Annotated in this window: 16 protein-coding genes and 2 pseudogenes; 3 read left to right on the top strand and 15 right to left on the bottom strand. The window is 36.1% G+C overall.

What is annotated here, in order from left to right:
- Nucleotides 1–683: 683 nt before the first annotated feature.
- The 3 genes from ABES52_RS02880 to ABES52_RS02870 form a co-directional block, all read right to left on the bottom strand.
- Nucleotides 684–1,133, bottom strand: a complete 450-nt coding sequence (locus ABES52_RS02880; RefSeq protein WP_429648741.1) for a hypothetical protein — start codon at nucleotides 1,131–1,133, stop codon at nucleotides 684–686.
- Nucleotides 1,134–1,642: 509 nt separating this feature from the next.
- Entirely contained in the window at nucleotides 1,643–3,604 is a 1,962-nt protein-coding gene (locus tag ABES52_RS02875; RefSeq protein ID WP_429648739.1) for an ABC transporter permease, read from the bottom strand.
- Nucleotides 3,594–4,358 carry an ABC transporter ATP-binding protein gene (locus ABES52_RS02870; protein WP_429648737.1) on the bottom strand — a complete coding sequence of 255 codons (765 nt, stop codon included), beginning with the start codon at nucleotides 4,356–4,358 and terminating at the stop codon, nucleotides 3,594–3,596. The genes ABES52_RS02875 and ABES52_RS02870 overlap by 11 nt, the downstream gene beginning before the upstream one ends.
- A gap of 702 nt (nucleotides 4,359–5,060) precedes the next feature.
- Between ABES52_RS02870 and ABES52_RS02865 the strand changes: the two genes are divergently transcribed.
- A complete protein-coding gene (locus ABES52_RS02865; RefSeq protein WP_429648735.1) occupies nucleotides 5,061–6,293 on the top strand; it encodes an MFS transporter in 1,233 nt (410 codons plus the stop codon).
- A 388-nt stretch (nucleotides 6,294–6,681) separates the two neighbouring features.
- Here ABES52_RS02865 and ABES52_RS02860 read toward each other — a convergent pair whose 3' ends face one another.
- The 6 genes and pseudogenes from ABES52_RS02860 to ABES52_RS02835 form a co-directional block, all read right to left on the bottom strand.
- Nucleotides 6,682–7,122 (bottom strand): SRPBCC family protein, encoded by a 441-nt coding sequence (locus ABES52_RS02860; protein WP_429648733.1) that lies wholly within the window; start codon nucleotides 7,120–7,122, stop codon nucleotides 6,682–6,684.
- Between the two features lie 428 nt (nucleotides 7,123–7,550).
- Nucleotides 7,551–8,112, bottom strand: a pseudogene (locus tag ABES52_RS02855) (GNAT family N-acetyltransferase).
- Nucleotides 8,113–8,388: 276 nt separating this feature from the next.
- Nucleotides 8,389–8,592, bottom strand: a complete 204-nt coding sequence (locus ABES52_RS02850) for a hypothetical protein (protein ID WP_429648731.1) — start codon at nucleotides 8,590–8,592, stop codon at nucleotides 8,389–8,391.
- Nucleotides 8,593–8,727: 135 nt separating this feature from the next.
- The gene (locus ABES52_RS02845; protein ID WP_429648729.1) at nucleotides 8,728–9,009 is read right to left on the bottom strand and encodes a hypothetical protein; all 282 of its coding nucleotides are present in this window, start codon (nucleotides 9,007–9,009) and stop codon (nucleotides 8,728–8,730) included.
- 129 nt (nucleotides 9,010–9,138) lie between these two features.
- Nucleotides 9,139–9,600 (bottom strand): annotated as a pseudogene (locus tag ABES52_RS02840) (N-acetyltransferase family protein).
- Nucleotides 9,601–9,651: 51 nt separating this feature from the next.
- Nucleotides 9,652–10,365, bottom strand: a complete 714-nt coding sequence (locus tag ABES52_RS02835) for a Type 1 glutamine amidotransferase-like domain-containing protein (protein ID WP_429648727.1) — start codon at nucleotides 10,363–10,365, stop codon at nucleotides 9,652–9,654.
- 457 nt (nucleotides 10,366–10,822) lie between these two features.
- Between ABES52_RS02835 and ABES52_RS02830 the strand changes: the two genes are divergently transcribed.
- A complete protein-coding gene (locus ABES52_RS02830) occupies nucleotides 10,823–11,098 on the top strand; it encodes a transposase (protein ID WP_429648725.1) in 276 nt (91 codons plus the stop codon).
- A gap of 306 nt (nucleotides 11,099–11,404) precedes the next feature.
- Here ABES52_RS02830 and ABES52_RS02825 read toward each other — a convergent pair whose 3' ends face one another.
- The 3 genes from ABES52_RS02825 to ABES52_RS02815 all read right to left on the bottom strand — a co-directional run bounded on the left by ABES52_RS02825 (nucleotide 11,405) and on the right by ABES52_RS02815 (nucleotide 14,169).
- A complete protein-coding gene (locus ABES52_RS02825; protein ID WP_429648723.1) occupies nucleotides 11,405–13,159 on the bottom strand; it encodes an ABC transporter ATP-binding protein in 1,755 nt (584 codons plus the stop codon).
- Nucleotides 13,152–13,304 (bottom strand): hypothetical protein, encoded by a 153-nt coding sequence (locus ABES52_RS02820; RefSeq protein ID WP_429648721.1) that lies wholly within the window; start codon nucleotides 13,302–13,304, stop codon nucleotides 13,152–13,154. The genes ABES52_RS02825 and ABES52_RS02820 overlap by 8 nt, the downstream gene beginning before the upstream one ends.
- A gap of 721 nt (nucleotides 13,305–14,025) precedes the next feature.
- Nucleotides 14,026–14,169: a hypothetical protein gene (locus ABES52_RS02815; protein ID WP_429648719.1), complete on the bottom strand. Its 144-nt coding sequence runs from the start codon at nucleotides 14,167–14,169 to the stop codon at nucleotides 14,026–14,028.
- Nucleotides 14,170–14,660: 491 nt separating this feature from the next.
- Here ABES52_RS02815 and desB point away from each other — a divergent pair, with 491 nt between their 5' ends.
- The gene (desB, locus tag ABES52_RS02810; RefSeq protein WP_429648717.1) at nucleotides 14,661–15,746 is read left to right on the top strand and encodes a Delta(10) desaturase DesB; all 1,086 of its coding nucleotides are present in this window, start codon (nucleotides 14,661–14,663) and stop codon (nucleotides 15,744–15,746) included.
- A gap of 641 nt (nucleotides 15,747–16,387) precedes the next feature.
- Here the strand turns inward: desB and ABES52_RS02805 are convergent.
- From ABES52_RS02805 to ABES52_RS02795, 3 genes are all read right to left on the bottom strand, one after another.
- Nucleotides 16,388–17,881, bottom strand: a complete 1,494-nt coding sequence (locus tag ABES52_RS02805; RefSeq protein WP_429648715.1) for a flavin monoamine oxidase family protein — start codon at nucleotides 17,879–17,881, stop codon at nucleotides 16,388–16,390.
- Nucleotides 17,882–18,479: 598 nt separating this feature from the next.
- Entirely contained in the window at nucleotides 18,480–19,541 is a 1,062-nt protein-coding gene (locus ABES52_RS02800) for a PQQ-dependent sugar dehydrogenase (protein WP_429648713.1), read from the bottom strand.
- A 577-nt stretch (nucleotides 19,542–20,118) separates the two neighbouring features.
- On the bottom strand, nucleotides 20,119–20,772 hold the full coding sequence (locus ABES52_RS02795; RefSeq protein ID WP_429648759.1) for a TerC family protein: 654 nt from the start codon (nucleotides 20,770–20,772) through the stop codon (nucleotides 20,119–20,121).
- Nucleotides 20,773–20,933 lie beyond the last annotated feature (161 nt).

Here is a 20,933-nt window from a genome sequence, read left to right as displayed (position 1 = left end):
TAGTAAAATGGATAAAGTCTTAGAAAAAATCCTTAACCTTCTCCATTCATGATGTTTCGATGTTATCCTTTCAAGCAGTTTCTGGTTATCCGGATAACACACAATAATTGTAATATCCTTGAAATAATTATGTACATCTATTAAAATATGGAAATTAAATCAAAAATTATTTTTGAATAAAAAAATAAACTGCTCTATTTAGAGCAGCTCTGTAACTTCATATTGTTCTGAAAATACGTCAATATATTATAATTTCATGTATTCTATAATAAAAATTTTAGCAACATAATATATGATGACTGAACAAAAAATGCAAAAACGCGATTTTTCGCGTTTTTAATCCTGGAATAATTCTGTCAGCTTTTTGACACAAATATATCCACTCAATATGCAAATAAATTCATTTATTCTATTCTTAGTTTATAGCAATTTATCTTTCTTATTTTTGTAATGTGTATTTTGCTCCAGTATTTCTAATTAATTTAGATATTCCTTCAGGATGATATGGCATTAATTCATCTGCTAATTCTAAATCTACCCATTCAACTTTTATAATATTTTCATCTGTTGGAATTTCTTCGGGTGAATTTAAGCTGATTGGAAGTTAACTGATTAAAATGGTCCACTGCCATAAAATGTTAGAATTTTCAGCGGTTTTTATTGCCACTAAAAAAACATTCTAGTCACCTATGAGCAAAAGATTTTCCTTCAAAAGATATTGTCTCCACACGATCCAGCATATCTTTTTCCATTTGAAACACAAATAACTTTGGAATACCAATGTCATTACAATAAGACCCTTTTTGAGATGTTTCAATAATTAACTTTTTACCGTCATCACTTAGTTGAAACTTACTGATTTGTTTGGGACAAGAGTTTTCCATTGTATGTGCAAATAATATAGCATCTTTATCAAAATTAACATCAGGACGGTTTTCTTCAATGTTAAAAGAGTTCCATAAATCTTCAAATTCCTTATCATTATAAGCTACTATTACTGTACTCCCTCCTACCCATTGACCACTTGTGGTAGTTTGCTCTTCATGAATCAATTTTCCACTTTCTAGTTGTTTACTACAAGCCATTAGGAAAACAATAAGTAATAGCATCATTATTTTAGTAGCAAATTTCATATATTCACCCCTGCCCTGCTAATGTAAGTACATTTGTTAACAATCTACATACTCATTTTACCATTTAAAGGAAACGTCTCATCTAAAAACATAGTAAGAGTCAACATCTCCATTGATGTCATTATGTGTTGGAAATTAGCACTCTTGTAAATCATTATACTTCGCCCACCTTCACCTTTAAAACGAACATTGTTCAAATTGTAAATCATTTTATCGGTATTGATCCACATATAATTGACAGAATTATTTTGGTTGGTATTAAATCCAAGAAAGACAAAAAATAATGTACAAAAAGACAAGAAGCTTTGTACATACTTAGTTTTCGTTTGACAATCTTGAGGATAACTGCAGGGAAATGTTGTACCACTTGGCCCCAAGTGTAACTCATTGTTCCGCTCGTTCTTTAAAATGTTTAAACTGTTGAATTACAATAGAAAAATATTCTTTTTCCAATTAACTTAAACTCTCTTTTTTATGTAGTCCTTCCTCCGCTAACCTGAACACTTACATTAATGTCCAGTTAGATAGTAAAACATTTTCTTTCTGCCATATAGGAAAAATCCTACTTGTATGGAATGGTAGATTACTGCAACAATGAGGAAGTGTAATAGTATCTCAGGATTTTTTGTGATTCCACCAATATCCTTTGCCATAGCAACGATGTAAAGGAAAGCTAAGGTAGTTCCAACAAGGGTTGGGACAAAAAATAGGGTTGTTATCTCTCTTGAAATGATTCGATTTACTTCCTTCGTAGTAACCCCTATATATTTAAGTTTTTTATACTTGTCTTTTTCCTTATCAATCTCGGAAAAAAGATTTAAATATAATAGAGTAAACGATCCAAAGAAGAAAATGACACTTAAAAAACAGGTTACAAAGAATAATATACCATTAGAATTTTTGTTGTGATTATAATCTTCCACTTTAGAGGCAACCTGAAATAAGTCTTCTTCTGAAGCATTCTCTACCCGAACATCAACAATTGGTGGAGTGTTTACATTGTAGCTTTTAAAACTCTTTTCTAGTCTCTCAACAGTATTAGTTGTCTTTTTCCAGTTTGCAACATTGATTAAATGAAGATTTGATTCAAAACCATCTAATTTATCTTTTAGAGACTCGAATTCGGAATTACTTACAATTATAAAGTCATGAAGATTACTTAGGTTGTTGATGTTTTTTTCTATAATTGTTTCCTTTCGTGTGTAAGTTACATTCTCATTTCTGATTGGAAAGATAACATCTTGATTATAATCATTACCACTTCCTTCGCTTTCTGGGTCATCATTTATATAGTATACAAATTCATTATCTTGTAATTTAAACTGATTGGAAGTTAACTGATTAAAATGGTCCACTGCCATAAAATGATAGACGTAGGACCAGTCACTGTATGGTTGTTTTTGATAATAGGTATATATCGGTATCACCAGATGTTTTTGGACGGGATTTTCTTTTTGGTCAACGATTGAGTAAAGATCTTCTAAAGCCAAGTTATTTTTATTTTCTGTTTGGATAAATGCTATATCAAAAGGATTCCTATCAATTACTTGCTTTTCATTTAACATGTAGGTGGATAATATTATTGTGCTATACAGTATAGTTATCATTATCATGACAGTAACGAGCATAAGTATAGATGTCAGTTGCTTAAATTTGTAATCTAGACTCGCCATAAATAATAATCGACGATAATAAAATGGTTTGTATTTTTTAGCAAGCTCTATAAATAAACTAGTAAACTGATAAAGACTAATGTACAATCCTATTAATGTTGCAATTGCCCAAAAAAGCAGGAACTCACCCGCTTTAGGATCTGAATACGTATAATATAGCCCAAGAATGGATCCAATAATAATAGCCAGCCCTACACCACCCAATAGTGGATTTTTCATCTTTATTGTTTCTGCAATCTTGTCACTTTTTAAGCTATGAATAACACTTCGTTTAAGTATGAGGAAGAGTGATTGCCCAACTGCAATGAAAAATACGATTAAAAAAGTAATGATCGAATATACGAACATTTTGCTATTTAATTGAAAAGGAACCTCTTGTAATCCCACACTATTCATTAGTAGTAAAAAAAATAGTCTAGAAAATATTATTCCTGATAAAATACCCGAAATAATCGAAAAGATGGCAATGATCACATTTTCTAATAGTAATAATTTGCTTATATCACGATTGGACATTCCTAAAGTCATGAATAGTCCGATCTCACTTCTCCTTCTTTTTATAAAAATATTGTGTGCATAACTAATGAAAAAAACAGTAAAAACAACAAGGGCAACCCCTGGGACTGTTAAAACATATTGGATCGATTCTAACTTCTTAACTCGTACTACTTGCTCGTTGAAATAAACAGTTGAAAACATAAAGAAAAACATGACTGCAAAACTGTTGCATAAAAAGTATAAAATATATTTTTTATAGTGGACCTTTGCCATTTTCCACACAATTTGATTAAAAGACATGGTTTCTTCCTCCTATGATAGCAAGGTTATCCATGATTTGATTTATAAACTCCTTTCTACTTCCTTTTTTTACGATGTAGGAATGAATTAGACCGTCTTTTATAAAGACAACTTTCTGACAATAGCTAGCTGCAAAAACGTCATGGGTAACAAGGAGAACAGTTGTCGAAAGCTCGTGAACGATTTTTTCAAAGCATTCCATAATAACTGCCGATGATTTAGAATCCAAGTTTCCTGTTGGCTCATCGGCAAAAATAATACTAGGCTCGTTCACTAATGCTCGACTAACAGCCGTTCTTTGTTGCTGTCCACCAGATATGTGATATGGATATTTATTTAGGATTGATTCAATCTCGAAAAGGTTGGCAAGACTTTGAACTTTTTCTTCCATTTCGGTTGATGTTTTCTTTTCCAGTATCATTGGAAGAATGATATTTTCTTTAACTGTTAAACTATCTAAAAGGTTAAATTCCTGAAACACGAACCCTAAATGTTTACGACGAAACAGAGCTAATTCATCAACTGCCATTTCACTTATTTTTTTGCCTGCGATTATTACTTCACCTGAAGTAGGCTTATCAATTCCACTCAATACATTAAGCAATGTAGTCTTACCACTTCCAGATGGGCCCATAATCGCAATAAACTCTCCTTTATTAATGGATAGGCTCACTCCGCCCAACGCAGTAGTTGAACTTTCACCACCAAATCCTCCGTATATTTTAACAATATTACTAGCCTCTAAAATGACCATTGTATTTCCTCCTTTGAGAATAGAAGTATATATTCAAGCGGTATTCTTCCATCATTTTAAAAATGCCACTCGTTTTCCTTATCATCATCTTAAGTAACCATAAGAATTTCATCCATCCTATATGCTAAAAATTTTTTACATTTTTGTGAAATATTTGAAGCTGTTAACAAACGCTCGCATTCTCATCATAAACCCTACTCCTATGCTCATTACCATTTAGGGTACCTCCGCTCCTCGTACGAGTTCGTTTTCATTCAGCCTAATGTGCAGAATCTATTTCAAACCTGTTTTCGAATCATCTACGATCCTTATTTTTAAGCCAATGCCACTTAATACAATATTTATATTTGTTTCTTTGTGTATTTTTTAATGTCCATTCCCCTTTACCCATTGAATGGTTAAAGTTGTGCCTTGGGATCCATTTTTGTTTTTCATCTGGCTAAAATATACTTTTACGAAGCTTTTTCATTTTCGCTTCAAGCGTTTTACTTTATCTTATATTCTCTCTGCAACGCCATAAGTAGTTCCAAAAACAAGGATTTCTTATGTGAATATTTCTGTTTAAAAGATAAAATGGTAACAGTTGACAATCTGTTTCCAATCACAGATAATTGATTTGGTAATAGGAACATATATTCGCTCGTTTGTCGAGACTAGAATTTATATTGTTTTTACATTTTAAAAATTAGAGAGGTCATTCTGATGTCATCAACAAACACAAATCCTTCTATGGTTTCACTATTACGTAATCGTTTCATCCAAACGATTATGACGGCTGGCTTGTTTATTCAGATTGGCATTTGGGTACGTAACTTTGCGATTCTATTGTTTGTTACGGAGAAAACAAATGGGGATCCACTTGCCGTCTCACTTATATCAGTAGCCGAATTTGCACCGATTTTTATCTTCTCCTTTATTGGCGGTACGTTCGCCGACCGTTGGCGACCGAAACGAACGATGATCTGGTGCGACCTTTTGAGTGCTCTATCGATTTTTGTCATATTAATGGCGCTCCTGTTTAGCACATGGAAGGCGGTTTTTCTCGCAACATTCGTCTCCGCCATCCTATCGCAGTTCTCTCAGCCTTCGGGGATGAAGCTGTTTAAAGTACACGTTTCTGGAGAACAGATGCAGGCGGGAATGTCCTTATTCCAGACAATGATGGCTATTTTCATGATCATTGGTCCGATATTAGGCACCTTCGTCTTTCAACAATTCGGTATCAACATCTCTATGGCGGTAGTAGGTATAGCATTTCTATTATCTGCTCTTGTACTGACCTTATTGCCTCCCGATCGGATAGAGAAAAAGGACGAAAGTGAGACATCGCTCTGGCATGAAATGAAGCTCGGCTTTCAATATGTGTGGTCGCGCAAGATTCTTGTGACTTTGGGAGGCGGCTTCATGGCTGCTGGGTTTGGGCTTGGATTAATCCACCCGTTGGCCATCTTTCTTGTAACAGAGCGTCTTGGTCTGGAAGAAGAATACTTGCAATGGCTGTTTGCAGCCCATGGAGCAGCGATGATCATCGGTGGCGCTTTAGCGATGGTATTTTCCAATCGGATTGCGCCGCACGTCCTGCTGATGCTGGGGATGGGAAGTATGGCTGCAGGAATTTTTGTTATGGGTTGGTCTACCATGTTCTGGCTGACCTTGTTGGCTGAATTTTTTATCGGTCTATTCATGCCTGCTCTCCATATCGGCATAAACACGATTATACTAAATAATACCGACGAAACGTTCGTAGGTCGTGTTAACGGAATATTAACCCCACTGTTCATGGGATCGATGGTTATTACGATGAGCTTGGCTGGTCTGTTGAAAAAACAATTCTCCCTTTTTACGATTTATCAGGCCTCTGCCGCAATCTTCATTATTGGCATTCTGGTGATGCTACCGATGTTTCAAATGCTTAAAACGGCTGAAGCCGAATAAAAAAACAATACTTATTGTAACTAACAAAACTCATTAGCTAGCTATACTGCGGCAGTACCTTAGATGAGGAAAAGTTGTTTTTTTGTCTAATGAATATAAAAAAGCTGTTTGAACATATTAGCTACAAATATGTTCAAACAGCTTATTTTTTTGGCATATTTTACTTTTTAAAATGGAAAACACAGCCAGTAAGTGCTGATCTTTAAAAAATCTAACCCGCAATGAGTCGATTTTTCTCATTTAGATCAATGCTAGAACGAACGCAAAACTCATACCTTTCTCGTCTATTTTGAACTACCCATCGGTAAGTCTCAAGTATTCCTATTCAATCTCACCGCATCCCACCCGAATGATCTACTTTAAATACTCCTTCGTATGGTTTTATCTCTTAGCTAAGTTTCTCTGCTAGCACATCGAGCATTTTTGTCCAGGCATCCTTGGTACGGCCCGCGAAGTCCGCCCAGTCCGAATGCAACTCGTGGGTCAAGGTGAGCTCACTCCCATTCTTCAGCGGTACGATGTCGATCATCACACGTGAGCTTCCCTCTACGTCCGCCACCCCCCAGGTGAACACGAGACGGCGAGGCCGGTCCATCTTAAGATACTCCCCTACATGATCAATTTCCTGCCCTTGTCGACGCACAACGAAAGAAAACGATCCTCCTACGCGCGGGTCGAGGGAAATGCGCAGCACTTCTTCATCACGGAGATCAGGTCCGAACATCCACTTGCCAATCATCTCAGGATCCAGCCAAGCGTCGAAAACTTTCTCAGGAGATACGCTAAATTGACGAGTGACCCTTACATTGACATTTGATTCAGTGTTCATACAAATCATCCTTTCTTAATTTAGGTTATGTCGTAATATTACAAGGATTATATTTTTTTGCTAGATCAAAAAGTTTGTTAATAATTTTCGTTTCATAGAAGGAAATAGACTCAGAAGCATACTTGGATGGTTCTTCATGAAAGCTAATCATGACGGAATGAGCGGCATCTTTAAACATATCAATTCACCGCAATAAAATTAAGTCCCCATACTATTAAGCAAAATATGTACATAAAATATGTCATTGTATTACACCTTCCTGTTGTTTAACTTAAATATGTTAATTTAACATTGTAACAAAACTCACCAGTTTATGTTCTAATTGGTAGTTTGAATGAGCCAATTAACCACGAGTTGAATAATTTTCTTATTCAGCTAATGTCGCCCGTAGCTAACCATCAAACGAGCCTCACCACAGATGATAAAAGTTAACACGTTCTTTCATGGAAGTTGAATAAAGGATTATTCTTTTTAAACTCATCCCATTCCTCTCGAAGAATACCCATCCGAATGGAATCATAGTATTCGCCATTATAGTAGCGGCATTTTCTCATTCTCCCTTCTAATTGCATTCCTAATTTTTCCGCACATCTTATCATTCGTTGATTTCCAGACCAAGTCGTCAGCCCCACTCTCTCGATGGGTAGATTTTCAAAGAGATAGTCAATCCATAAAGATAATGCTTCCGTTCCAAATCCACCATTCCAATGATCAGGAGAATATATGACGATCCCAATTTCAAGCCATTGTGTACGCTTATCCTCCCAATAATAGCTAACCATGCCTATAATTTGACCTTGATATTCCATAATCATTTGGCTTGGTACATCCGTAACATTCATTTTTTCTTCCCATTTTCTTAGAAAACTTTCCAAAGGTACAAAATTCAAGCGGATAATAAGGAGCATCATACTTTTTCCATTCTGGATTCTCCACACCATATATCAGGTTATACAGAATATGAAATGAGGAGCGTATTCGAGGAAGCAAGCATGTTTTGCAGAATTTTAAGCTTACTTATGTCTGTTTTTCAATCTAAACTTATTTACATTTGTGGCTCACTTATAATATTTAAGACTTAATTTAAAATTTAAGCTCTGTTAAACAATAATGTTGATAATTTAGCAAATAAAAAAGAACCCATTGCTTATCAAGACCTAAATTATAAAAAGACTTAAAAAATAAAGGAACGTACATATTAGTCATGTATAATATGTATGCTCCTTTTATCTTTTACTAAACTAAACACCCGTTAGTTCAAGAAGTTTACTTTTGAAAATTTGCTATATTCCAATTCATTTTAGGATTAACTGTATCCATAAACTTCTTAATTTGTTCTTCACTTAAATCTTTTTCACCAGTCGAATTTTTCGCATATGATACAAGTTCCCAAGTTTCATCATAAGGTTTCTTCGGTGCTTTCCACCTAATGCTAAATGTATAATCAACACCATCAATCTTTACTTTCATAATCAATATATCGCCATGAAGTATAAACTTACTCATTTCCATTTTTATATTTTATATGCCACCTACTTTCGTGTATTTACAGGAGAAAAAGAAAGATTGCAACTACGGGCAGAATCTTTGAATAAGAATATTTTTTTATGGTTCACTAATCCCCATTGCCAATAGCAAAAGAAAAGTAATGGCCAAAACCGCTCCATTTCCTATCAAGCTGATAATTGGCAGAAAGAAACGTTTCGTCATCAACCACGAGAACACCGCGAATAAAATACCAATAATTGATAAGATGCCATAAATTGTGATCACGAAATAAACATCAGCATTTGGACCTCTTTCAACATAGAAAATAATGATACTTATGATTACAGGCAACAAAGACGTGACACCTAATATATTTCCTACTTTTTTCTTGTCTAACACTATAAAATCCCCCCTTTTGTTGATAATAACTTTTTGAATCATAGCCACCCATGCCACATCTATACGGCACCATCAGATGAATGAAAATATTAATTTTCAGGATAGCTTAATAAAAAACTATTGGATACACTAACTGATTTCATAAACTAACCATTCAGACAATTGACCTCCCATTTTGTTGTAAAGAGATTGAGCAACTAAATTATCCTTTGCAGTTTCCCATGTCATACAGGCAAAATTATTCTCTCTTATATAAGACAAGCACGTTTTAAACAGTTTCTCACCTAGTTTTTGCCCTCTTGCTTCGGGTATAACAAACAAATCATTTAAAATAGCCATTTATTTCACCTGAAGAGTGCTAAAGGAGAAATACAGGGTTGCAAAACCCAATACTCTTCCATCTTGTTCTACAATAAATTGTATTCCGCTGGAAGGGTTATCCAGCACATGTTGCATCAATCCTTTAAGTGACTCTTCCGTTGGTTTAGGTCTTTTATAAAAATCCACAATGTATTGATACATTAAATTTAAAAGTTGCGGAATATCTTCTTGATTAGCTGTTCTGATAGTCCCATCCCTTTTCCCCTCCATTGTATCTTTATGTATAAAAGAATTTTACCAATTATTCAAACTTTCTGGGTACTAATTTCTCATTTCACCCAAAAAATTCGTCTGAAGCTCTTCCTCAATAACCTTCATATCCTTGTGATTTAAATAAACCTTATAAGCCTTTGCCTTTGGTCTAGAACTAACTATATTACTTATGTTTTGTTCTATATAATGGATAGCAACTCCATCATCCGCTGCAATACCAGCTTGTAAGTCTCCAGAATCAATTAGTTTATGATACGAAGGTCTTCTGTCTGACTCTCCATCATAATGCGGACAATTACTGCCCTTTAGAAAACCTAAGCATTTAATTGGTTCTAATCCTTCTCCAAATGAATCTGTGACGCCTTCCTCGAACCAACATATAGAACCAGCACTAATACCAGCTAAAACAATCCCTTGGTTCCAAGCTTTTCTCAAAATATTATCTAACCCCCACTCTTTCCATAAAACTAATAAGTTTCTTGTATTTCCTCCACCAACATAAATAATATCCTTCTCCAGTAAAAACCCCTCTAAATCTCTTGTTGGCGGTTTAAATAAAGATAAATGAGAAGGGTTACAATTTTGTTTATTAAAAAAGTTATAATACCTTGATATATAAATATCTGAATCCCCGCTTGCAGTAGGGATAAAACAAATCTTTGGAGTAGTTTTCTTTGCTTGTTTCAATATGTACAGATCTAATAACGGGTTATCCGGTTCCATTGAGAACCCTCCGCCGCCTAGAGCAATGATTTGTCGCATCTTATTACTTCCTTTCTAAAAAGAAAGATTTTCCATACAGATAATTTCTACAAATAAAAATCAAATCCTTTTTCAACCATTCTCTATACATTCGATGGTCTTCATACTTATGGACCATCTTGCGAACCATTTCCTCGGCTTCCTTTCGAGTCAATCGTTTGTTAGAGGCTTTCAATGCATAATAGCAACATTTTCCGTATGGAGTTCGGACTTCCATACGAAAGTAACGACAATTGCTTGCACCTTCTTAAACACCTCAAATTTCTTTTCTGTACCACATTTCCGATAATTCTTATCTTCAACCCTTTCCCAAAGTTTTTTAGACAATCCGTGAGTTTTCAAAAATTTTTATAATGAAAAATAATTTTAATCACTGGTGTTAGTATAATTTCATGGACACATCTTAGTTAAGTTCTTGATAAATTGACAAGACTATAAAGTGAAAGGATGTGTCCTTATGGGGAAAGTAGTGTCAAAATCATTTAATGACGATTTCAAGAGAACGGTTGTTGAACTTTATCACTTAGGTACTTCTGTTAAAAACTTAAGTAGCGAATATGGCGTTTCTGAAGTAAGCATTTATAAATGGATTAAGAGATCTTCTCCTATGAACTTGGAAGATGGATCAACTGTCACACCAGATGATTATGCCAAGTTACAAAAACAACTACGTCGCTTACAAGAGGAGAATGAAATTTTAAAAAAGGCTATGGCCATATTCGCCAAAAAATAAATAGCCAAGAACTAGTTGAAGTGATCGATCAGTTTAAAGATCAACATCCCGTTCAAACCCTTTGTGAAGTGTTAGATCTACCAAGAAGTACGTATTATGATTCCATGCGGGGCAATTGATTACCTTTTGATTCAAACATCGCTCCCTTCATTGCTTGTTTGACATTGAGAGCAAGTATTTGATTAAGTTGGACTTTTGGGTAAGATTGAAAATCTTGCAGTGAGTTGCTGGAGAAGAAAACTTGAGTATAAAAAATTTAACATCGAAGTCGCACCCGTAACGCCCCTAAAAAATTTATTTTTGTGTTTACTCCGATATTGTTTGTAGTTGTTGTTCGGCCAATTCTCTGTAAAGCGGATGGGTTTGGAGTAATTCGCTATGTGTTCCGGTCCCGGTGATGGTTCCGTTCTCTAATACGATGATTTGGTCTGCGCCGATAACGGTTGAAAGTCGATGAGCAATGACAAGTGTTGTTCTTCCTTCCATTAGCCGCTGCAAGGCCTTTTGAACAAGAACTTCCGATGAGCTGTCTAGGTTTGAGGTTGCTTCATCAAGAAGAAGAATTTTTGGGTTGCGTATAAGAGCGCGGGCAATGGCAATTCTCTGTCGCTGTCCACCTGATAATTTAATTCCCCGTTCCCCAACTTCAGTCAAATACCCTTTTGGGAGCCTATCGATAAATTCTGCTGCATTGGCCAGTTTGGCAGCTCGTTCTATTTCTTCATCGGAAACGTCTCTATTTAGCCCATAACAAATATTGTCGTGTATCGTTCCTGACATAATTGGACTTTCTTGAGAGACATAACCGATTTGACTGCGCCACGAATGTAAGTGAAAATTTTCAATATTTGTTTCACCAAGCAATATTTCTCCTTCATCGGGTGTGTAAAATCGCTCTAACAAAGCAAACAATGTTGTTTTCCCACCGCCGCTCGGACCAACAATAGCCGTTGTTTTCCCTGCAGGAATATTGAGCGTTACTTGTTTGAGTACAGGCTCTCCCTTTTTATAAGAAAAAGAAACATTTCGAAAATGTATGTCTTGCTCAGGATTTTGCACCGTAAGTAAGCTGTCACTTGGTTCTTTCTCTAAGGATAAAATGCTTTGGATTCGTTCTGTTGCGCCCATTGCTTTTTGAAATGAGGTGAAAAATACAGCCATTTGGCTAAAAGGAAAAACGATTTGAAACATGTAAATAATGATAGCTACAAGAGAGCCAGCCGAAAGCGTGCCTGAAGCTACGCGAACGCCGCCATAACCGATTAAGATGACTAACACGAACATCATCACAAACGTCATAAAAGGGGAAATGGCAGCCTGTATTCTCGCTTCTTTTAAACCAAACTGAAATAAATGACGAATCCCTTGTTCTCCGTTTTTTTGCTCTGCTTTCTCTGCACAGTAAGCTTTTACAAGACGAATATCGGATAAAACTCTGCCAAGATGGGCAGAAAAACTGGCCATTTCATCCTGGGTAGCTTTTGAAATTTTGTACATTTTTTGCCCAAATGGCCAAAGAAGCAAGAGTGAAACGGGAACAGCCGTTACCATGATAAGTGTTATTTTCCAATCGATAATGAGAAGGATGGCAATCGCCCCTATGACCGAAATGAATCCAGTCAGAAACGTAACTAAGTGTTGGGTGATAAGCATTTTTACCGTGTTTGTGTCTTGAGTAATTCGACTCATCGTTTCTCCGGATTGATGCTTGTCGAAAAAAGGGATGGGCAACAACAAAACTTGATCCCAAAGCTTTTTACGAATCGCCGCAACAACATATTCTCCTATATAAGTTAGAAAGTAGTAGGAAAAGCCAGAAGATACCGTTTGAACAATAAATGAAGCAGCTAGCAAAATAATAATCGAGGTTTCTACCGTAGATGCAGCAATCTGGTCAACAAGAGACTTAGTAAACCATGGTACAATGAGTCCAACTCCTGTCTCAATCAAACTAAGAGTAATAGCAGTGACAAAAATCCATTTTGGCGGATTCGTGCTTTTGATTAACTCCCAGAAAGCTTTCCAATTGTCTATACTTGGTGTATTACGATTCTTATCCATTCAGTTCGCCCCCTTCGTTCTCTAAAAATATTTCAACAGCTTTTGCAACCCACTCCTCTTCTTCTTTGGAAAAGGGAGATGGATTAATTTCTTCAAGGGAAAAACCTAAAAACTTCAGTGCCACAATCTTTTGTAATGTAATCATCTCATCTTCACTGTAAAATCAGCGTCCAGAACTCGATATACGTGACAGCTTCAAAATCCAAAATTCATCTTAATAGTGAAGAGTTCGTATTGTTTGACCCGTTTTTTCCGCAATCTCGCCGATTGGATACACCTTTTTCATCGTTCTTTCCCCCTTCTGACACTATCATAAAACTTCACGTAACGTTGGAATCAATAAAAATGTTTAAGTTGTTACCATTTTTTTATAACAAAGCCACATAAAAACTTTATAAATATTCCTATATTAACAAGAAACCAGAATTCAAGGCAGATTATCCACATAAAGAGGATGTCTCATAAGGGTCTGACCGTTGACATTGAGACCTCCATTTTCATTAAAACATCTCTGATGTTGCTTTAGTTATACTTTATCTGTTCATCTACTTTAATCCTATTCAAATCCAGGGAGTTTTCTAGAGATTGCTAGGTGCAAAACTATTTATAAAGAAGATACCATACAATGGATCTAAAGGTTTTATTAACCTTGCCATTTCGACAGATGTTGGGTACCATGGCTATTTGCTGTGTGACATGCTAAATAAAAAACAGCGGATATGACTGGAAACGTTTTTTTGAAATTATGTATCTCTGTATCTGTGTTTCCATGGGCATAAGCATACTGATTTATAGACTTAGGATCATAATTTAAAACCGGGAATTTGCCACGTGTAAAGAATCGGCCGGTATCAGCAGACTAAATATCATACCATCAAGTAATAGAGGCCGATTGTTTTATCATAACGATAGGCTGCGTAACAATAAGGGTTGTCGGATGCAAGTGTTCCACTTTGTGAGAGTATATTCCTCCACGCATCGTATTCATATTCTGCGACGATTTTCGACACGTGCCTAGCACCCTTTAAAAAATATATTAGCGATCAGTATTATTTTTTTGTACCGGGAAGTGGTTCTAATTCCTTAAAGCATTTTTTAATGAATGTCATTATCTATCATCGTACGCAAACCATTTATACTAGCTAATGTTCGAACTATTTTTTTCAAACATTCGACTTCGCTTTTATCTACTTTTATTATTTTCATACATCCCATTTAAAAATGTTACTATTTTTGGCCGCAAACAATTCATATTTTCACACGTTTTATCCCATATATTGGTTAGTTCCCCATCTCAGAAAGAGAAAGGAATTGACACTAGATAATATTACCAAGTAATAAAAAAGTTTGACAGGATAAACTTGTAGGTGTTACGATGAAAACGAATGATTTGGTTTGAAAATTCTTAATATTTTTTGTGTGTGATTTCGCGCTTCTCATTACGGAGTAGTGCATCCATTCCGTAAGAATGGTCGGTATATTTGAAAGGAGATCTATTTGAATGAAAGAATTTTATACGTTCGGTTGGTATGCGTCGAAAATTTCGCCGCACTTGCCGAAGGAAGTGTTTCAGCCCGTTCCTTCTCGTTTGTTTGGTGGTCTTGTCTACCTCATCATTGCGATCAGTGGACTCTTTGTCATTTCCTTGATGAATCTTCATCCATTGTGGAATTTCCTCATTTCTCTCGTACTTGGTTTTAGTTTTGCGTCACTAGGGTTTTTAGGTCACGAAATTTTACACGGTACGGTCGTTCGTCGTCCGTGGTTGCGCGATTTCTTTGGAGCCATTGCATTTTGGCCATTATGCACAGGTCCGAAGTTGTGGCGAAAGTGGCACAACGTCAATCATCATGTGTATACCCAACATGAGGAATTGGACCCTGATGCATGGCCGAGTTTAGAAAAGTTAGCGAAAAGTCGTTTATTGCACTGGGTATATCGAATTCCGCTTGTGATTCGCGCGTTCTTTGCCTTTAGTGCATTGACGATCACATTTACGCTTCATTCCATTCGGATGCTGTTTTATTTTTTCAAAGATTTTGAGCCGAAAAATCGTCAAGTCGTGTTTTGGCAGTTTCTATTGCCTTGGGCGACGTGGATTAGCTTGTTGTTTGTCATCGGATTTGGAAAGTGGTTCTTTGCCTTTTTCTTGCCGCTCTTGATTGGAAACTTCATCGTCATGAGTTACATTTCGACCAATCATCGTTTAAATCCATTAGTACCGGTCAACGATCCGCTTGCAAACAGCCTTTCGGTTACCGTTCCGAAATGGGTCGATGTCTTGCATTTTAACTTTTCGTATCACACCGAGCATCATATATTTCCAACGATGAGTTCAAAATATTATCCGCTCGTGAAAGAACATCTCAAAAAAATGTGGCCGGATCGCTATCATGAAATGCCGATGAGAAAAGCGCTCATTGCACTTTGGAAGACGCCGCGTGTGTATTATCAGCAGCACGAACTCATCGAACCGCGCCAAGGGCACGCATACGGCACACTCGGAAACGGACTAAATCCAACCTTCATTAAATATCGGAAGGTGGATGACGTGCCAGACACCGCCCGAAGTTTGTCAAAAGATTGATAGGATAAAAAATAAGGAGAGCTCGTCATTGTAAGAAGTGAACGGCTCTCCTTTTTTGCTTGTATAGAATTTGTAATAGCAACTATTTAAGTTCAAATTGGAAAACCGACATAAGTAAAAAATTTAAGCTGTGGTTAGAAATACTATTATGTTAATGGTTACAAGACAAATGATCGCATGAAAACCTTGTTAATAAAAAAAGGGTGACCTATATTTCACTAAAAAATATTGGTCAACCTTAAGTATCTAATTCTTAAACGAAAGCACCCTTTGGTTTAAGAAATTATGATTTATTTTTTCTTTTTTTAGATACAAAATAGATTATTAAAGCTATTAATGAATAAAAAAGTAATGTAAATCAATCTTTACGCAACCTTCACAAACAGTAAAATAATCATAAATTGAAAAAACAAGGAAAAATATAGGAATGACTATAAAGATAAAATCAATTTTTATATTTAATTTTCTCAACGCCTTGATATTCAATTTTTTTCTTATGCTAACGGCACCACTAAATGGAAAGATGAACTACCGATAATCCATAATTATGTTAATCATGCAAATAATTGTAAGTTTTAGTTTTGTGCAAAACAGGTAAAAGTATATTGAAGGGTAATGTTTCTACACTATTATCCTCTTTTTTATAAGTGACTAGGACTGAAGAAAGTTCTTGGTAAGTTATTGACTTCATGTGCAACATGTATTCCGGATTCGATTGCACCTTGGATCCAAGCGTGGGTAGATGAGGCATGTTCGCCAGCAAAATGAACTCTTCCTTCGGGAGTGGAAATATAAGGAGATAGTTCCATTGCCTGATATGGTTTAAACATCGTAAAAGCTCCACCAGAATATGGATCTCGAATCCAACTGTGGGACGCTCCTGTTTCAAACTCACGATACACCTGTTTACCATGGATGGTAGCCAAGTTTTTTAATGCATATTCGAAGCGATCTTCATCGGACAAACTGTCCCAAGGTACAGCATCATCCTCCCATGTATAACTAGCCAAAACAACACCCGGTCCTGGTTTACCGAGGCCATAGCTCGGGTAATGAGTAAGCGTAATAGGGAGATCAGAAGCTGTTTTTCCACCATACATGCCTTCCCTTTCCCAGAACCTGCTCTTAAATTGGATACCGATCTTCGTAGAGCCCACATAGTGAAGTTCTCGAATCGCCTTCCATTTTTCGTGAGAAAAAGAGTTAACTGGTTCAACCTCCACAAATTGTAAGACTGAAAAAGGAATGGTTATAATCGCAAGATCACCGGTGATTTGAAATGGCTCGAAAATTTTATTGACAGCATGAATGGTTACTTGGTTGTTGTGCTGTACAATTTTCTTCACCTTTTGTCCGAACAGAATATTATCTTTCAATTGAGGGAGAAAAGCTTTAGGAAGTAGGTCGTTACCGCCCGTGATCTCATAGAAGCGAATATTAGGGGCAAACAAAACCAATAGTTCACGTAACAGTTCCAGGAAAGAAAGCTCAGGAAATCCTTCTATTGTAAGAAGTACTTTGAGTAGATCGACGGCCCCCGGAGATAACGTTACTCCAAACGGGTTATCTTTCAAAAAAGCTTCCATCGAGTATTGATTCAATTGTTTTACCACCACAGGCCAATTTTTCCGTGGATTTTGGTTAATAAAATCTGTCACGGGTTTTATTGCTGATTTAAGCAACTCCGTAGCGGTTTTCCCCTTTTCATGTGGGGCTACCAAAAAGCCAAAAATATCAGGGTTCTGTACATATGTCTTTAAACGAGCTTTTTTTCCTCTTAAATAGATAATGTCGTTAGGAGTCGAATTGATAAACTCATTAACCGGAAGTTGGAATTTTTTTATATATTCCAAAGTCAAGAAATGATTATTTGGAATACGCATCGCACCAGCTTCAAGATACTGCCCATCCCTAAAATCGGCTCGCAGCGTATAGACCCGTCCTCCCACCCTTCCGGAAGCTTCAAGAATTGTAACATGGTGTCCAGCTTGCTTAAGTAAAGAGGCCGAGACGAGTCCTGCCATACCTGCACCAACAATGATGATCTTCTTGGGAATTTCGGTTTTTTTAAGTCCATTTCTGATAATCGAAATCATTTGATCAGGTGATAACTCAGGATATATATAACTTGACATTCTTTTCCTCCTAAACAATGTTTATCAGACCCTGAGCTATAAAATGAAGGCTTATCGTCATCTTATTCAGTTAGATAGTACAGTTATGCATTTTGAGTGCTTCCCAACTTATAAAATTTAATACATTTACCTTCAAAAAAATTTAATCTCCTTTATATCCTCATCTATTTAAATGATTAACTTCGACTAAATTGCCCCGGTTGAAAAATATTGATTTGAAGAATTACCCTCTTTTATTTAAGAATCTGGCCCAAAAGTAAAAAAGGCGCGTTCCTACAGAAATGCGCCCGATTGTTGAACAAGAATGTCTTTACATCAACCATGCCTGAATATCGCTTTCGACACGTGCCTAGTACCCTTTACCTTAGTCTCCCTATTTACTGAACTTTTCACTAGTTTGGTGGTAGGATGCAGTAATCAATTACGTATTTAGAATCCATTTATAAATACTTACTTCAGAAACACCATATTCGCTATCAAAATTCGATACACGGTTCTACATTGAGGGATGGGTATGTTACCCTAAAATGCCTTGCGAAATCAGTAATTGAGGTTTAAAAAATAAAGTTCAAAACACTTCTTTTGCATCAACCTTGCATCAAAAAGCTTTCCGTATTGGAATTTTGATCAATTTGTCATCATGAACGGTTGGCGTCCCTCTTCCATCCGTGTTGTTTGTGACAAAATATAAATGATCTCCCAATATGAATACATCCCGCACGCGACCTACGTTGGAAACAATTTGTTTATATGTTTTATTTCTTAAATCGAATGCTAAAATCCCTTCCCCTCGGAGCTGTGCAACATACAATATCCTTTGATGATAGGCAATTCCAGATGGCGCCCATGTATCATCCCCCGAATGGAACAAAGGTGCGATCATCCCCTCTCTTGTCTCATCTCCCTGAATAATAGGCCAGCCATAGTTTCCTTTCGGCTTAATTAGATTGATTTCATCATGTCCAATTGAGCCATGATCAGAGCTATAAAGCTGACCCGTTTCATCCCATGCCAAGCCTTGTGGGTTGCGGTGTCCATAGCTATAGACAAGGGAGTTGGCATAAGGATTATCGTCCGGTATGGTACCATCAAGATTCATTCGTAAAATTTTTCCGTTAAGAGATGTCCTGTCTTGGGCAATCATCGGTACTGTCGCATCTCCAGTTGTGACGTACAATTTTTTGTTAGGTCCGATTTTTATTCTTCCACCGTGATGAAGGTCACCGCTTCGAATGTGATCAAGCAAAACTTTTTCCTCAAACCATTCATTATTTTTCTCTCGTATTACTACAACTCGATTAAATCGCCCGCTTTCATCCTCATATGTATAGTAAAGAAAGGCGGTATTCCTTTTCTCAGGATGAAGCACAAAACCTAATACACCAGCTTCAGCTGCTGTTGAAAGCTTCTTTTCTAAATGTAGATTCTGTCTAATTTTTTTATTGCCTGTAATTTTTACTATTGAGCCAGTCCGCTCTGAAATATAAAAAGATGAACCATCCCAGTCGATCGCCCATGGCACACTTAAATCTTGCGTGATGATTTCCATATTACTGTTGTTATTTACTTGTAGTTCCTCTTGAAGATCTTCTTGTTGTTCATTTGAACAGCCTATTAAAAGAAAAATGATGCTGATCATGATGAGAGGATATTTTTTCATCAACTTTTCCCTCCCGATGAGAATAAATTCTCCAGCTTTTGTCCGTCTGCTGGACGATTTATGCTGCTAATCATCTGCATCGAACTTAGCAGCTGAGATAAATTTTGCAAAAAAAAAAAAGTAAAACTGCACTTACCTGAAATGATTGATTTATCACCTTCTACAGCCGCTTAATTGTTCAAAATAAGCATTCACAGGTTTATTCAATTATTAATCTAAAAGTTCTGTCAATTTTCATCAAGAATAAAATTGGTTTTAAAAAAATTAACCCTTCAGTTCACTCATGTTACTTTTGAGCGAATAGGAAAGGTAAAAATCATAAACAAGATGATCAGACTTCAAAAACTATGATACGGAAATTTAAACAATTATATATATATGTTAAATAGACAGTTATATTACTGCTTAGCTCAAACCGTCAACTTTATGGCTATGTTTATATAAAGCGTCCGATCTTTCAATAAGAAAAGGATTACCACTAATTTTGAAATGTATGCACTTTTTTGTCTAAGGATAAATCGAAAACCTTTTTTCATTTCACTAAAACATTCCCATTCGTTTAATCTTCGTACAGGCTTCAATCATTTTTTTTACTTCTTTTCAAGTACCCAATTCCTACTACAATAATTACTAATGCAATTGGTAATCCAACATGGATAATTTGTTTTAAGTTTGGAGCTATAGAATGGAGAAATTCATCTACTTTTTGATCTCCAACAATCATTTCACCTGCAGTATAAGCTAATAGACCAGCGCCCGCATAAATAATAATAGGAAACTTTTCCATAACTCTTAATATGAGTTGACTTCCCCATATAATGATTGGAATAGAAATTAAAATACCAATTAAGATTGGTAGGAACCCGTGTGCAACACCCGCTAATGCCAAAACGTTATCTAGTGACATAACCGCATCTGCAATAATAATTGTTTTAACTGCTGATGCAACCGTGGTCCCCCCAGCTTTGTGTTCTTTATCTTTTCCGGCGAGTAAATTATAAGCAATTCGAACAAGCAAAATTCCGCCAATTGCAGAAATCAACGGAATTCTCAATAACCAAACAATAATGGCTGCGAAAATTAATCTCAAAACAATCGCACCGAATGTTCCCCAAAAGATCGCTTTTTTTTGATGTTCTGCAGGTATATTTCTAGCCGCTAATGCAATTACAACTGCATTATCTCCGCTAAGAATGAGATCAACCATAATAACTTTCATGAGTGTTGACATATCAAGTCCTAAGAATTCCACTTTTATCCTCCTGACAAATGATTGTTATGATGTCATCTTAAGTGTTGACCTCACTAGTGTTCATCCATCCCAAACATTTTAAACGGTTTGTATGATTTGTATAATTGCTATTACCTTAAAAGCCCTGGGCCATACCATAC

Source organism: Aeribacillus pallidus, from assembly GCF_050478865.1.
Taxonomy (GTDB): domain Bacteria; phylum Bacillota; class Bacilli; order Bacillales; family JACDOC01; genus JACDOC01.
This window is presented reverse-complemented; position numbering and strand designations above follow the sequence as displayed.

Bases quoted from the DNA above. Each gene is read 5' to 3' on its own strand.
- ABES52_RS02880 (WP_429648741.1), bottom strand. From the start codon at position 1,133: ATGAAATTTGCTACTAAAATAATGATGCTATTACTTATTGTTTTCCTA.
- ABES52_RS02875 (WP_429648739.1), bottom strand. From the start codon at position 3,604: ATGTCTTTTAATCAAATTGTGTGGAAAATGGCAAAGGTCCACTATAAA.
- ABES52_RS02870 (WP_429648737.1), bottom strand. From the start codon at position 4,358: ATGGTCATTTTAGAGGCTAGTAATATTGTTAAAATATACGGAGGATTT.
- ABES52_RS02865 (WP_429648735.1), top strand. From the start codon at position 5,061: ATGTCATCAACAAACACAAATCCTTCTATGGTTTCACTATTACGTAAT.
- ABES52_RS02860 (WP_429648733.1), bottom strand. From the start codon at position 7,122: ATGAACACTGAATCAAATGTCAATGTAAGGGTCACTCGTCAATTTAGC.
- ABES52_RS02850 (WP_429648731.1), bottom strand. From the start codon at position 8,592: ATGAAAGTAAAGATTGATGGTGTTGATTATACATTTAGCATTAGGTGG.
- ABES52_RS02835 (WP_429648727.1), bottom strand. From the start codon at position 10,365: ATGCGACAAATCATTGCTCTAGGCGGCGGAGGGTTCTCAATGGAACCG.
- ABES52_RS02830 (WP_429648725.1), top strand. From the start codon at position 10,823: ATGGGGAAAGTAGTGTCAAAATCATTTAATGACGATTTCAAGAGAACG.
- ABES52_RS02825 (WP_429648723.1), bottom strand. From the start codon at position 13,159: ATGGATAAGAATCGTAATACACCAAGTATAGACAATTGGAAAGCTTTC.
- ABES52_RS02820 (WP_429648721.1), bottom strand. From the start codon at position 13,304: ATGATTACATTACAAAAGATTGTGGCACTGAAGTTTTTAGGTTTTTCC.
- desB (WP_429648717.1), top strand. From the start codon at position 14,661: ATGAAAGAATTTTATACGTTCGGTTGGTATGCGTCGAAAATTTCGCCG.
- ABES52_RS02805 (WP_429648715.1), bottom strand. From the start codon at position 17,881: ATGTCAAGTTATATATATCCTGAGTTATCACCTGATCAAATGATTTCG.
- ABES52_RS02800 (WP_429648713.1), bottom strand. From the start codon at position 19,541: ATGAAAAAATATCCTCTCATCATGATCAGCATCATTTTTCTTTTAATA.
- ABES52_RS02795 (WP_429648759.1), bottom strand. From the start codon at position 20,772: ATGTCAACACTCATGAAAGTTATTATGGTTGATCTCATTCTTAGCGGA.